Source organism: Pseudomonas sp. YH-1, from assembly GCF_051990045.1.
GTDB lineage: Bacteria > Pseudomonadota > Gammaproteobacteria > Pseudomonadales > Pseudomonadaceae > Pseudomonas > Pseudomonas nicosulfuronedens.
In genome coordinates this window covers 2,303,305-2,315,813 of record NZ_CP178184.1, presented here as the reverse complement: position 1 = coordinate 2,315,813, position 12,509 = coordinate 2,303,305, and the positions used below count along the sequence as shown (strand labels likewise).

Below are 12,509 nucleotides of genomic sequence, written 5' to 3'. Positions count from 1 at the left end.
TTAGAAGTAGCCCTGACGTTTCTTTTCTTCCATCGAGCCGGCGGCATCGTGGTCGATGACCCGGCCCTGGCGTTCGGAAGTTCGCGTCAGCAGCATTTCCTGGATGATTTCCGGCAGCGAAGTGGCGGTGGACTCCACCGCGCCGGTCAGCGGGTAGCAGCCCAGGGTGCGGAAGCGCACCATCTTCTTCTGGATGCTGGCCTTCTGCTCGGGCGTGAGGTGCTCGAGGATGCGCTCGTCGTCGATCATGATCAGCGCGCCGTTCATCTCGATGACTTCGCGTTCCTCGGCGAAGTACAGCGGCACGATCGGGATCTGTTCCAGGTAGATGTACTGCCAGATGTCCAGCTCGGTCCAGTTCGACAGCGGGAAGACGCGGATGGACTCGCCCTTCTTTACCTTGCCGTTGTAGACGTTCCACAGTTCCGGGCGCTGGTTCTTCGGGTCCCAGCGGTGCTTGCTGTCACGGAAGGAGTAGACGCGCTCCTTGGCGCGGGACTTCTCCTCGTCGCGGCGGGCGCCACCGAAAGCGGCATCGAAGCCGTACTTGTCGAGCGCCTGCTTGAGGCCCTCGGTCTTCATGATGTCGGTGTGCTTGGCACTACCGTGGGTGAACGGGTTGATGTCCTGCGCCACGCCATCGGGGTTGATGTGGGTGATCAGGTCCAGGCCGTATTCGTTGACCATCTTCTCGCGGAAGCGGTACATCTCCTGGAATTTCCAGCGGGTGTCGACATGCATCACCGGGAACGGCAGCTTGCCGGGGAAGAAGGCCTTGCGCGCCAGATGCAGCATCACGGCGGAGTCCTTGCCGATCGAGTACAGCATCACCGGGTTATCGAACTCGGCGGCGACCTCGCGGATGATGTGGATGCTCTCGGCCTCCAGCTGTTTCAGATGCGTCAGTTTGTCGACCATGGCTACTCACGGAATTGCTTATGGACGGCCGGCGGGCCGTAGACGAGCGCGCACTCTATCACAGCGCAAGGCTCTAACCGGCGGGCGAGTTATACCGAAAAAATATACTGATATAGCCATACGCGCTCAGTGTGAAAACCGCTTTCAACCGCTGTCTGAAGGCGCTCCCGCGAGCCGCTCGAACGAGGCACAGCAACGGCCCAAATGCCATCTCGGAAACGGCCCCGGGACTTTTCCTGCAACAGAGTCAGCGGCTTCTACGATGTTCTCCTGGCTTGTACCTGGCCGGCACTGCGCTAGCATAGCGGGCACGTTTTCCTGCCCCAGAAGATTTCCCATGCGCCGCATCGCTTACGCCCTGCCTCTGCTTGTCCTCATCTCCGCGTGCAGCAGCAAACCGACTCCCGCCCCGCAGCCGGCCCAGAAGCCGAAGACGCCGACCCTGATCACCCCCAGCGCCCACCCGGCGTTCGGTTCGGTACAACCGATCACTCCGCTGCGCGGCGACTATGCCAACAATGCCAACGCCAATCGTTTCATCGACATGATGGTGAGCAAGTACGGCTTCAACCGGCAGAGCCTGCACGATCTGTTCGCGCAGACCCAGGAGCTGGACTGGGTGATCCGCCTCATGGACCGCCAGGCGCCGACCTACACCCCGCCGAGCGGCCCGAACGGCGCCTGGCTGCGCTACCGGAAGAAGTTCATCACCCCGGACAACGTGCAGAAGGGCGTACTGTTCTGGGACCAGTATGAAGCCGACCTGCAGCGCGCCTCGCGCACCTATGGCGTACCGCCAGAAATCATCGTCGGCATCATCGGCGTGGAAACCCGCTGGGGCCGCGTCATGGGCAAGACGCGGATCATCGACGCGCTGGCCACCCTGTCGTTCTCCTACCCGCGCCGCGCCGAGTTCTTCAGCGGTGAACTGGAGCAGTTCCTGCTCCAGGCGCGCAAGGAAGGTGTGGACCCTCTCTCGCTGCGCGGCTCCTATGCCGGCGCCATGGGCTACGGACAGTTCATGCCCTCCTCCTTCACAAAGTACGCGGTGGACTTCGACGGCGATGGCCACCGCGACCTGTGGAACCCGCGCGACGCCATCGGCAGCGTGGCGAACTACTTCAAACAGCATGGCTGGGTCACCGGCGACGCAGTGGCGATCCCCGCGACCGGCCAGGCCCGTTCGCTGGAGGACGGCTTCAAGACCCAGTACCCCGTCAGCGTCCTGGCCAACGCCGGCCTGCGCCCGCAGGGATCGCTGGGCAATCACCAGACCGCCAGCCTGCTACGTCTGGATATGGGCAACACCTACCAGTACTGGTACGGCCTACCGAACTTCTACGTGATCACCCGCTACAACCACAGCACGCACTACGCCATGGCGGTGTGGGAGTTGGGCAAGGCGGTGGACCGCCAGCGCCACGGCTACCGCTGAGGCGCGCACAAAAAAGCCGGCTCATCGAGCCGGCTTTTTTCATGGCGCCAAAGAGTCAGGCGGGGTTCGGGCAATCGATGAACAGATGCTTGATGGCGAAGCGCTTGGCCAGGTAGTCTCCCAGCGCCTGCACGCCGTAGCGTTCGGTGGCATGGTGGCCGGCGGCGATAAAGCTGATGCCGTTCTCTCGCGCGCTGTGCACGGTCTGCTCGGAGACCTCGCCAGTCAGGTAGGCATCGACGCCTGCGGCAATCGCCTGATCGATGTAGCCCTGGGCGCCGCCGGTGCACCAGGCAATGCGGCGGATTGGCTGGCCGCCGTCGACCAGCAGCGGTTCGCGGCCAAGCACGTCACGCACATGGATTGCGAGATCGCTGGGCAGCATGGGCTCAGCCAGCGAACCGACCAGCACGATGGAGCGAGGGTTGCCCGGCTCCAGCGGCCCTTCGATCTCGAAACCGAGCTGGCGGCCCAGTTGCACGTTGTTACCCACCTCGGGATGCAGGTCCAGCGGCAGGTGGTAGGCCAGCAAGCTGATGTCATGGTTCAGCAGGGTCTTCAGGCGACGCTGCTTCATGCCCACCACGCGGGCGTCCTCGCCCTTCCAGAAATAGCCGTGGTGGACCAGTACCACATCGGCGTCCGCTTCCACGGCGGCATCCAGCAGCGCCTGGCTGGCGGTAACACCGGAAACGATGCGGCGCACCTGCGGGCGCCCCTCGACCTGCAGGCCGTTGGGGCAGTAATCCTGGATCTTCGCCGCCTCCAGGAAACGGTCCGCTTCCTCGACCAGCGTACTCAGTGCGATTGCCATCGAAATTCCTCCAACATCGGCTGCGAGCGTCTATTTTCTTGGCTCGCCGCCCGTATAATGGCCGCCACCCTATCGGCCATCCCCCGGCCAAGCAACCCCAAGGATTTTCTTCGATGCTGAAGGCCCTGCGTTTCCTCGGCTGGCCCGTGCTGGTTGGCGTCCTGCTGGCGCTTCTGATCATCCAGCATAACCCGCAATGGGTCGGCCTTCCGCAGCAGGAAGTGCACCTGCAACAGGCTCCTCTGCTCAGCCGCCTGCAGCAGGGCCCGGTCAGCTACGCCGACGCAGTGACCCGCTCCTCGCCGGCCGTGGCCAACCTGTACACCACCAAGATGGTCAGCAAGCCGAACAATTCGATGCTCGACGACCCGCTGTTCCGGCGCTTCTTCGGCGACAACCTGCCGCAGCAGAAGCGCATGGAATCGAGCCTGGGTTCGGCGGTGATCATGAGCCCCGAAGGCTACCTGCTGACCAACAACCACGTAACCTCCGGCGCCGACCAGATCGTCGTGGCCCTGCGCGACGGCCGCGAGACCATCGCCCGCCTGGTGGGCAGCGACCCCGAGACCGACCTCGCGGTGCTGAAGATCGATCTGAAGGATCTGCCTTCGATCATGCTCGGCCGCTCCGACGGTATCCGTACCGGCGACGTCTGCCTGGCCATCGGCAACCCCTTCGGCGTCGGCCAGACCGTGACCATGGGCATCATCAGCGCCACCGGCCGCAACCAGCTGGGCCTGAACACCTACGAAGACTTCATCCAGACCGACGCAGCGATCAACCCGGGCAACTCCGGCGGCGCACTGGTGGATGCCAACGGCAACCTGATCGGCATCAACACGGCGATCTTCTCCAAGTCCGGCGGTTCTCAGGGCATCGGCTTCGCCATCCCGACCAAGCTGGCCCTGGAGGTCATGCAGTCGATCATCGAGCACGGCCAGGTCATCCGCGGCTGGCTCGGCGTCGAAGTACAACCGCTGACCCCGGAGCTGGCCGAGTCCTTCGACCTCAAGGACAAGGCTGGCATCGTCGTCGCCGGCGTCTATCGCGACGGCCCCGCCGCCAAGTCGGGCCTGCTGCCGGGCGACATCATCCTGAACATCGATGGCGAGGCCGCCAGCGATGGCCGCCGTTCGATGAACCAGGTGGCACGCACCAAGCCGGGCGAGAAGATCACCATCGAGGTGCTGCGCAATGGCAAACCGGTGACGCTCAACGCCGAAGTCGGCCTTCGTCCGCCACCGGCCCCTAACGCCAACTGACACCGCAATGAAAAACGGCGCCTGAAGGCGCCGTTTTTCATTACCACGATGACCTTACAGCTTCAGACGCAGGGCATCGAGCAACGCCTGGTTCTGCTCTTCGGTGCCGATGCTGATGCGCAGGAACTGGTTGATCCGTTGCTGCTTGAAGTGGCGCACGATCACGCCCTCCTCGCGCAGGGCAGCCGCCAGTTCAGCGCCGTCGCGCTGCGGGTGGCGGGCGAAGATGAAATTCGCCGCGGAAGGCAGCACATCGAAGCCCAGGGTCTTGAGCTCGGCCACCAGCTTCTCGCGGCTGTGGATAACCGCGTTGCAGGTCTGCTCGAAGTAGGCCTGGTCCTCGAAGGACGCGACCGCGCCGGCCAGCGCCAGACGGTCCAGCGGATAGGAGTTGAAGCTGTTCTTCACCCGCTCCAGCGCTTCGATCAGGTCCTCGTGGCCAACGGCGAAGCCGACCCGCAGGCCCGCCAGGGAGCGCGACTTTGACAGGGTCTGCGCCACCAGCAGGTTCGGGTAGCGGTTGACCAGGGAAATCGCGGTCTCGCCGCCGAAGTCGACGTAGGCCTCGTCCACCAGCACCACACTGTCCGGGCTGGCTTGCAGCAGGCGCTCGATGGCCTCGAGCGGCAGCAGGCAACCTGTGGGGGCGTTGGGGTTGGGGAAGATGATGCCGCCGTTGGGGCGCGCGTAATCCTCGACGCGGATCTGGAACTGCTCGTCCAGCGGCAGCGCTTCGAACTCGATGCCGTAGAGGCCGCAGTAGACCGGATAGAAGCTATAGGTCACGTCGGGGAACAGCAGCGGCTTGCCGTGCTGGAACAGCGCGTGGAAGGCATGGGCCAGCACTTCGTCCGAACCATTGCCAACAAAGACCTGGGAGGTCTTCACGCCGTGGTACTCGGCGATGGTCTGCTTCAGGCGATCGGCGTTCGGATCCGGATACAGGCGCAGCGTGTCGTTCAACTCGGCCTGAATCGCGGCGACCACCTCAGGCGACGGGCCGTAGGGATTCTCGTTGGTGTTCAGCTTGACCAGCTTGGCCAGCTTCGGCTGCTCGCCCGGAACGTAGGGCACCAGCTCCTTGACGAAGGGACTCCAGAACTTGCTCATCGATTACTCACTCTTGCCGTCAAGGATGCGGAATTCGGCACTGCGCGCGTGGGCGGTCAGCGACTCGCCACGGGCCAGGATCGAAGCGGTCTTGCCCAGCTCGGAAGCGCCCGGCGCGGAGCAGAAGATGATCGAGGAACGCTTCTGGAAGTCGTACACGCCCAGCGGCGAAGAGAAGCGCGCGGTACCGGAGGTCGGCAGCACGTGGTTCGGGCCGGCGCAGTAGTCACCCAGCGCCTCGGCGGTATAGCGGCCCATGAAGATGGCACCGGCGTGGCGGATCTTCGGCAGCCAGCTTTCCGGATCGGCCACCGACAGCTCCAGGTGCTCCGGGGCAATGCGGTTGGCGACCTGACAGGCCTGCTCCTGGTCGGCAACGAGAATCAGAGCACCACGATTGGTCAGCGAAGTACGGATGATCTCGGCGCGCTCCATGGTCGGCAGCAGCTTCTCGATACTGGCGGCGACCTTGTCGAGGAAGGCAGCGTCCGGGCTGACCAGGATCGACTGGGCATCTTCGTCGTGCTCGGCCTGGGAGAACAGGTCCATGGCGATCCAGTCCGGATCGGTGCCGCCATCGCAGACCACGAGGATCTCGGAGGGGCCGGCGATCATGTCGATGCCGACCTGGCCGAACACGTGGCGCTTGGCGGTGGCGACGTAGATGTTGCCCGGGCCGACGATCTTGTCCACCTGCGGCACGCTCTCGGTGCCATAGGCCAGCGCGGCCACGGCCTGGGCGCCACCGATGGTGAAGACGCGGTCAACGCCCGCGATGCAGGCAGCGGCCAGGACGATCTCGTTGATCTCGCCGCGCGGGGTCGGCACCACCATCACCACTTCGGCGACGCCGGCGACCTTGGCCGGAATGGCGTTCATCAGCACGGACGAAGGGTAGGACGCCTTGCCGCCAGGCACGTACAGGCCGGCGCGATCCAGCGGGGTGACCTGCTGGCCGAGCACGGTGCCGTCGGCTTCGGTATAGCGCCAGGAGTCTTGCTTCTGCTTCTCGTGGTAGCTGCGCACGCGTTCAGCAGCAGTTTCCAGCGCCTCTCGCTGGGCCGGAGTGATGCGGGTCAGGGCCAGTTCCAGGCGCTCGCGCGGCAGGATCAGGTCAGCCATGGTCTTGGCGTCGACGCCGTCGAAGCGCTGGGTGAACTCCACCACGGCGGCGTCACCGCGCTTGCGCACGTCGGCGATGATGTCGAGCACACGCTGGTTCACCGCATCGTCGGACACGCTTTCCCAGGAGAGCAGATGGTCCAGATGACGCGCGAAGTCCGGATCGGCGGCGTTGAGTCGACGGATAGCGAAGGGTGCGGTCATAGCTGGCCTCTTTAATTGGCATGATCTCGGGCGCCGCAAGACTATCAAGCCTTCCGTGCGGGCACCCGAGAAAATTTGGCTATGACACGGATAGGCGGGCGCGGCGGGGAGGCCGCGCGGGGAATTACGCCCGGTGTCGAGACTCCACCGCTTCGCGCAGGGTGTCGATCAGGGCCTGGATGCGAGCATGCTGCATCTTCATCGAGGCCTTGTTCACCACCAGACGCGAGCTGATGTGAGCGATCAGCTCCTGGGGCTCCAGACCGTTCGCACGCAGGGTGTTGCCGGTGTCGACCACGTCGATGATCTTGTCGGCGAGACCGACTAGCGGTGCCAGCTCCATGGAGCCGTACAGCTTGATCACATCAACCTGACGGCCCTGTTCGGCGTAGTAACGCTTGGCGACGTTGACGAACTTGGTGGCCACGCGCAGGCGGCCCTTGGGCTCCGGCGCGCCGACCGCACCGGCAGTCATCAGCTTGCAGTTGGCAATCTTCAGGTCCAGCGGCTCGTAGAGGCCCTGGCCACCGTACTCCATGAGCACGTCCTTGCCCGCCACGCCGAGGTCGGCGGCGCCGTGCTCGACATAGGTCGGCACGTCGGTAGCACGCACGATCAGTAGACGTACGTCATCGAGGGTAGTGGGGATGATCAGCTTGCGGCTCTTGTCCGGATTCTCGGTCGGCACGATGCCAGCCGCTGCGAGCAGCGGCAGGGTGTCGTCGAGAATCCGGCCCTTGGACAGGGCAATCGTCAGCATTGTCTGGCTCAGCCCTAGCCCGGCACGCGGCGAATCTTCGCCCCGAGCAGTTGCAGTTTCTCTTCGATGCACTCGTAACCACGGTCGATGTGGTAGATGCGGTCGATCATGGTATCGCCTTCGGCCACCAGGGCGGCAATCACCAGGCTGGCGGAAGCACGCAGGTCGGTCGCCATGACCGGTGCACCCTTGAGCTGCGGAACACCGGTGACGATGGCGGTATTACCCTCCACCAGAATCTGCGCGCCCATACGGTTCATCTCGTAGACGTGCATGAAGCGATTCTCGAACACGGTCTCGATGACCGCGCCGGTGCCTTCGCCAATGGCGTTCAGGGAGATGAACTGCGCCTGCATGTCGGTCGGGAATGCCGGGTACGGCGCGGTGCGGATATTCACCGCCTTCGGCCGGTTGCCCTTCATGTCCAGCTCGATCCAGTTGCTGCCGGTGGTGATGTGCGCGCCGGCTTCGACCAGCTTGGCCAGCACCGCTTCGAGAATGGTCGGATCGGTGTCCTTGAGCTTGACACGGCCACCGGTAGCCGCAGCGGCGACCAGGTAGGTGCCGGTCTCGATGCGGTCGGGCATGACGTTGTACTTGGCGCCGCCACCCAGGTTTTTGACACCGTTGATCACGATGGTGTCGGTGCCAGCGCCCTGCACGTCACCGCCCATGGCGTTGATGAAGTTCGCCAGGTCGACGACTTCGGGCTCGCGCGCGGCGTTTTCCAGCACGGAACGGCCATTGGCTAGGGCCGCGGCCATCATGATGTTCTCGGTACCGGTCACGGACACGGTATCGAAGAAGAAGTGCGCACCCCTCAGGCCGCCGGCCGGAGCCTTGGCCTTGATGTAGCCGCCTTCGACGGTGATCTGCGCGCCCATGGCTTCGAGGCCGCGGATGTGCAGGTCCACCGGACGCGAACCAATGGCGCAGCCGCCGGGCAGCGCGACTTCGGCTTCACCGAAGCGGGCAACCATCGGGCCGAGCACGAGGATCGACGCACGCATGGTCTTGACCAGCTCGTACGGCGCCACCAGGGTCTTGATGGTGCTGGCATCGACTTCGACGTTGAGCTTCTCGTCGATGATCGGCTGCACGCCCATACGACCGAACAGCTCGATCATGGTGGTGATGTCATGCAGGTGCGGCAGGTTGCAGACGGTCACCGGGGTATCCGCCAGCAGGGTCGCGGCGAGGATCGGCAGCGCCGAGTTCTTCGCGCCGGAGATGCGGATCTCGCCATCGAGACGAGTGCCGCCGGTAATGATCAGTTTATCCATTGCTATTTTCCCCGTGGGCTCAGGAACGCTCGGCCCAGGCGGCGCGGCTGAAGAATTTCATGGTGACGGCATGGATGGCGCCGGAGGCGATCCACTCGTTCAGGTGGGCATAGATCTGTTGCTGGCGCTTGACCGGGCTCAGGCCGGCGAGCTCGTCGCTGATCAGGTTCAGCTGGAAATTGCAGCCTTCGCCTTCCACTTCGATCTGGGTACCTGGGAGTTTCGATTCCAGGAAGTTTTTGACTTCTACGGCCTGCATGCTCAACCTCGTTCGGCGCCCTACGCGCGCGGGTCGGCCATGATACAAAAAAGCCCCCCGCCTGCGAACCCCGGCAGGGGAAGTCGCGGACGGAGGGCCCTTTTGAGTGTTTCAATGCTGTAACGGCAGAATCTCCAGGAGCTCGCCAACCTTGGCGATTTCCTGCATGTCCTTGGGCAGGCCGGATATCTGCAACGTCTTGCCGGCCTTGCGCGCATCACGGGTGTAGGATAACAGCAGCGACAATCCGACGCTGCTGGAGTGCTCCACCGCCGAGCAGTCCAGGCGCAGCGCCCCGGCCTTGCTGGAAGCGATCAGCCGGGCGCCCTGCTCACGCAACGCGGGGCCGGTGCTGTAGTCCAGCACGCCGGCGAGGGCCAGTTCGCCCTCGCCACGCTCCGTGATACTGCCCTGACTCATTCTGCGCCGCCTTCCGGCTGGCCCTTGGCCGCGTCCTTGGCCTTGGCGACCACCTGACCCCAACCGGCGATGGTGGCTTCCAGGTCGTTGCGGTTCTTCTGCATGGAGTCGGCGAACTGGTCACGGAACAGCTTGCCGATGTTGATGCCGTTGATGATCACGTTACGCAGGCGCCACTGGCCGCCCTGGTTGACCATGGTGTACTGCACCGGATAGATGGCACCGTTGCCACCGACCACTTCCATGTTCACCGACGCACGATCCTGGTCCTGCTTGCCGGTGTTCAGCACGCGGATGTCCTGGTTGTCGTACTCCAGCAGCGCGTTGCCGTAGAACTGGAAGAGGCTGTTCTTGAAGGTCTCCTCGAAGCGCTTGACCTGCTCCGGAGTCGCCTGACGGGAATACTTGACGGTCATCACGCCCCTGGCGATGCCCTCGGAGTCCACGACCGGGCCGAGAATGCGGTTCAGGGTGTCGTAGAACGCCTGGGGATTGGCCTTGTAGTTGGGCTTGTTGGTTTTCAGGTCCGACAGCAGGCTGTCGACGGTCTGCTGCACGACCTGCTGAGCGGTCTGTTCGGCCTGGGCGAACAGCGGCAGGATCGCGAGCAGAACCAGGAAGCCACGGCGCAAGGTTTTCAACATGGAGTGAGTCCTCATTTCTTCGAGTCGTCTTTGTTGACCGAATTCAGCAGGAACTTGCCGATCAGGTCTTCCAGCACGAGTGCCGACTGGGTGTCCTTGATGGTATCGCCTTCCTTCAGCAGCTCTTCATCGCCACCGACGCTGATGCCGATGTACTTCTCGCCCAGCAGGCCGGCGGTCAGGATGGAAGCGGTGGAGTCGTCCGGCAGGTTGTTGACCTGGCGATTGATCTCCATGGTCACACGACCACGATAGCTGTCATGGTCCAGGTCCACCGCAGTGACCTTGCCGATGGTGACGCCAGCCATGGTGACCTTGCCACGTACGGTGACGCCGGCAATATTGTCGAAATAGGCATACAGCTTGTAGGTATCGCCCGAATTGCCGATGGTCAGTCCGCTGACACGCAGGGCCAGCAGCAGCAGGGCCAGCAGGCCGGCCAGAATGAACAGGCCTACACCGATTTCCAGGGTGCGGGTTTGCATCAGAAGTCTCCAAACATCAAGGCGGTCAGGATGAAGTCCAGCCCCAGCACGGCCAGGGAGGCATACACAACGGTACGGGTGGTGGCGCGACTGATTCCCTCGGAAGTGGGCTCGCAGTCATAACCCTGGAACACGGCGATCCAGGTCACGACGAAGGCGAACACCACACTCTTGATCACGCCATTGAGAATGTCCTTGGTGAACTGCACGCTGTTCTGCATGTTCGACCAGTACGAACCGTCATACACACCCAGCCAGTCCACGGCGACCAGGGCTCCGCCCCAGATGCCGACAACACTGAAGATAGCTGCAAGCAGCGGCATCGAGATGAAGCCCGCCCACAGGCGCGGAGCGATGATGTACTTGAGCGGGTCGACGCCGATCATCTCCAGGCTGGACAACTGCTCGGTGGATTTCATGTTGCCGATCTCGGCGGTCAGCGCGGAACCCGCACGCCCGGCGAACAACAGACCGGTCACCACCGGCCCCAGCTCACGCAGCAGCGTTAACGCGACCATCTGGCCGACCGCCTGCTCGGAGCCGTAGCTCGCGAGGATGTTGTAGCCCTGCAGGGCCAGCACCATGCCGATGAACAGACCGGAAACGACGATGATCGCCAGCGACAGCACGCCCACCGAATACAGCTGCTTGATCAGCAGCTGGAAGGCGCCGCTGTGCACACGACGACCGAAGATGGCGTGTACCAGAAAAAGGGTCGACCGACCCAGCGATTCGAGGACATCGAGGCCTGCACGCCCGAGCAGGCGAACTCGCTCGAGCGGTGAAGTCTTGCGCATCAACGTTCTCCCAGCAGGTCGGCGCGGTAATCGCGAGCAGGATAGTGGAACGGCACCGGACCATCCGGGATGCCTTTCATGAACTGACGTACCCGCGGATCATCGAGACCCTGCAGGTCAGCCGGTGTTCCGTGACCGAGCACGCGACCGTCGCCGACGATATAGATGTAGTCGGCGATGCTCGCGGTTTCCGCAAGGTCGTGGGACACCACAATACTGGTGATCCCCAGGGCATCGTTGAGCAGGCGGATCAGGCGTACCAGTACGCCCATGGCGATCGGGTCCTGGCCCACGAAAGGCTCGTCGTACATCAGGATCTGCGGATCCAGCGCGATGGCACGGGCCAGCGCCACGCGACGCTTCATGCCGCCGGACAGTTCATCCGGCATCAGCTCGACCGCCCCGCGCAGGCCAACGGCCTGCAACTTCATCAGCACGATGTCGCGGATCATGTCCTCGGGCAACTCGGTGTGCACGCGAAGCGGGAAGGCCACGTTCTCGAAGACATCAAGGTCAGTGAACAGTGCGCCGCTCTGGAACAGCACGCCGAACTGCTTGCGCATGTCGAACAGGTCACTGCGGCCCAGCGTGGGAAGGTTCTGGCCATTGACCCACACTTCCCCGCTCGCCGGCCGCAGCTGGGCGGCGATCAGTCGCAACAGGGTGGTCTTGCCACACCCCGACGGCCCCATGATCCCGGTGACCTTGCCGCGTGGAATGCGGATGTCCACGTTATCGAAAATCTTACGCGTGCCACGCTTGAAGCTCAGGCCCTTCAACTCGACCGCGTATTGGTCATTGGTGCTCATAGAACTCCTTTCATCACGGCGCTGTCCGTTGCCCCGTCTGTCACACGGCAGAAACACGGCGCGGCAGGCCGAACGGCCGCGAACTATAACACCCCGCGAAGCCGCGCCCCAAGGGCTGCTAAGCCGCTGTTAAGGCACAGTTCAGCAAAATGCGCTCAACATTGAGATGCCAGTGATGAAGCCTTTG

Annotated in this window: 14 protein-coding genes; 2 read left to right on the top strand and 12 right to left on the bottom strand. The window is 63.5% G+C overall.

Translation table 11 applies throughout. The features are described 5' to 3' along the window. Entirely contained in the window at positions 1-918 is a 918-nt protein-coding gene (gene cysD, locus ACKI1H_RS10950; RefSeq protein ID WP_138521268.1) for a sulfate adenylyltransferase subunit CysD, read from the bottom strand. A 337-nt stretch (positions 919-1,255) separates the two neighbouring features. Here cysD and mltB point away from each other — a divergent pair, with 337 nt between their 5' ends. Further along, positions 1,256-2,353: a lytic murein transglycosylase B gene (gene mltB, locus ACKI1H_RS10945; protein WP_138521266.1), complete on the top strand. Its 1,098-nt coding sequence runs from the start codon at positions 1,256-1,258 to the stop codon at positions 2,351-2,353. A gap of 55 nt (positions 2,354-2,408) precedes the next feature. Here mltB and ACKI1H_RS10940 read toward each other — a convergent pair whose 3' ends face one another. Further along, positions 2,409-3,167: a Nif3-like dinuclear metal center hexameric protein gene (locus tag ACKI1H_RS10940; RefSeq protein WP_440468345.1), complete on the bottom strand. Its 759-nt coding sequence runs from the start codon at positions 3,165-3,167 to the stop codon at positions 2,409-2,411. 113 nt (positions 3,168-3,280) lie between these two features. Between ACKI1H_RS10940 and algW the strand changes: the two genes are divergently transcribed. After that, complete coding sequence (gene algW, locus ACKI1H_RS10935) at positions 3,281-4,429, top strand: Do family serine endopeptidase AlgW (RefSeq protein WP_138521262.1); 1,149 nt, start codon at positions 3,281-3,283, stop codon at positions 4,427-4,429. A gap of 54 nt (positions 4,430-4,483) precedes the next feature. Here the strand turns inward: algW and hisC are convergent, their stop codons facing one another. The 10 genes from hisC to ACKI1H_RS10885 form a co-directional block, all read right to left on the bottom strand. Next, on the bottom strand, positions 4,484-5,539 hold the full coding sequence (gene hisC, locus ACKI1H_RS10930; RefSeq protein WP_440468344.1) for a histidinol-phosphate transaminase: 1,056 nt from the start codon (positions 5,537-5,539) through the stop codon (positions 4,484-4,486). Between the two features lie 3 nt (positions 5,540-5,542). After that, positions 5,543-6,865 carry a histidinol dehydrogenase gene (gene hisD, locus ACKI1H_RS10925; RefSeq protein ID WP_054906612.1) on the bottom strand — a complete coding sequence of 441 codons (1,323 nt, stop codon included), beginning with the start codon at positions 6,863-6,865 and terminating at the stop codon, positions 5,543-5,545. 124 nt (positions 6,866-6,989) lie between these two features. Further along, positions 6,990-7,625, bottom strand: a complete 636-nt coding sequence (gene hisG / locus ACKI1H_RS10920) for an ATP phosphoribosyltransferase (protein ID WP_017518137.1) — start codon at positions 7,623-7,625, stop codon at positions 6,990-6,992. Between the two features lie 14 nt (positions 7,626-7,639). Beyond that, positions 7,640-8,908: a UDP-N-acetylglucosamine 1-carboxyvinyltransferase gene (gene murA / locus ACKI1H_RS10915; RefSeq protein ID WP_440468343.1), complete on the bottom strand. Its 1,269-nt coding sequence runs from the start codon at positions 8,906-8,908 to the stop codon at positions 7,640-7,642. Positions 8,909-8,927: 19 nt separating this feature from the next. Next, on the bottom strand, positions 8,928-9,167 hold the full coding sequence (locus ACKI1H_RS10910; protein ID WP_017518139.1) for a BolA family protein: 240 nt from the start codon (positions 9,165-9,167) through the stop codon (positions 8,928-8,930). A 111-nt stretch (positions 9,168-9,278) separates the two neighbouring features. Beyond that, positions 9,279-9,587, bottom strand: a complete 309-nt coding sequence (locus ACKI1H_RS10905) for an STAS domain-containing protein (protein WP_138521256.1) — start codon at positions 9,585-9,587, stop codon at positions 9,279-9,281. Then, on the bottom strand, positions 9,584-10,231 hold the full coding sequence (locus ACKI1H_RS10900; RefSeq protein ID WP_138521254.1) for a Tgt2/MlaC family protein: 648 nt from the start codon (positions 10,229-10,231) through the stop codon (positions 9,584-9,586). The genes ACKI1H_RS10905 and ACKI1H_RS10900 overlap by 4 nt, the downstream gene beginning before the upstream one ends. Before the next feature lie 11 nt (positions 10,232-10,242). Next, entirely contained in the window at positions 10,243-10,716 is a 474-nt protein-coding gene (gene mlaD, locus ACKI1H_RS10895) for an outer membrane lipid asymmetry maintenance protein MlaD (RefSeq protein ID WP_045209590.1), read from the bottom strand. After that, complete coding sequence (gene mlaE, locus ACKI1H_RS10890; RefSeq protein WP_045209589.1) at positions 10,716-11,513, bottom strand: lipid asymmetry maintenance ABC transporter permease subunit MlaE; 798 nt, start codon at positions 11,511-11,513, stop codon at positions 10,716-10,718. The genes mlaD and mlaE overlap by 1 nt, the downstream gene beginning before the upstream one ends. Beyond that, positions 11,513-12,322 carry an ATP-binding cassette domain-containing protein gene (locus ACKI1H_RS10885; protein WP_024766540.1) on the bottom strand — a complete coding sequence of 270 codons (810 nt, stop codon included), beginning with the start codon at positions 12,320-12,322 and terminating at the stop codon, positions 11,513-11,515. The genes mlaE and ACKI1H_RS10885 overlap by 1 nt, the downstream gene beginning before the upstream one ends. Positions 12,323-12,509: the final 187 nt, after the last annotated feature.

What these genes read in the sequence shown, in the direction of transcription:
- cysD (WP_138521268.1), bottom strand. Translation starts at nt 918, where the DNA reads ATGGTCGACAAACTGACGCATCTGAAACAGCTGGAGGCCGAGAGCATC.
- mltB (WP_138521266.1), top strand. Translation starts at nt 1,256, where the DNA reads ATGCGCCGCATCGCTTACGCCCTGCCTCTGCTTGTCCTCATCTCCGCG.
- ACKI1H_RS10940 (WP_440468345.1), bottom strand. Translation starts at nt 3,167, where the DNA reads ATGGCAATCGCACTGAGTACGCTGGTCGAGGAAGCGGACCGTTTCCTG.
- algW (WP_138521262.1), top strand. Translation starts at nt 3,281, where the DNA reads ATGCTGAAGGCCCTGCGTTTCCTCGGCTGGCCCGTGCTGGTTGGCGTC.
- hisC (WP_440468344.1), bottom strand. Translation starts at nt 5,539, where the DNA reads ATGAGCAAGTTCTGGAGTCCCTTCGTCAAGGAGCTGGTGCCCTACGTT.
- hisD (WP_054906612.1), bottom strand. Translation starts at nt 6,865, where the DNA reads ATGACCGCACCCTTCGCTATCCGTCGACTCAACGCCGCCGATCCGGAC.
- hisG (WP_017518137.1), bottom strand. Translation starts at nt 7,625, where the DNA reads ATGCTGACGATTGCCCTGTCCAAGGGCCGGATTCTCGACGACACCCTG.
- murA (WP_440468343.1), bottom strand. Translation starts at nt 8,908, where the DNA reads ATGGATAAACTGATCATTACCGGCGGCACTCGTCTCGATGGCGAGATC.
- ACKI1H_RS10910 (WP_017518139.1), bottom strand. Translation starts at nt 9,167, where the DNA reads ATGCAGGCCGTAGAAGTCAAAAACTTCCTGGAATCGAAACTCCCAGGT.
- ACKI1H_RS10905 (WP_138521256.1), bottom strand. Translation starts at nt 9,587, where the DNA reads ATGAGTCAGGGCAGTATCACGGAGCGTGGCGAGGGCGAACTGGCCCTC.
- ACKI1H_RS10900 (WP_138521254.1), bottom strand. Translation starts at nt 10,231, where the DNA reads ATGTTGAAAACCTTGCGCCGTGGCTTCCTGGTTCTGCTCGCGATCCTG.
- mlaD (WP_045209590.1), bottom strand. Translation starts at nt 10,716, where the DNA reads ATGCAAACCCGCACCCTGGAAATCGGTGTAGGCCTGTTCATTCTGGCC.
- mlaE (WP_045209589.1), bottom strand. Translation starts at nt 11,513, where the DNA reads ATGCGCAAGACTTCACCGCTCGAGCGAGTTCGCCTGCTCGGGCGTGCA.
- ACKI1H_RS10885 (WP_024766540.1), bottom strand. Translation starts at nt 12,322, where the DNA reads ATGAGCACCAATGACCAATACGCGGTCGAGTTGAAGGGCCTGAGCTTC.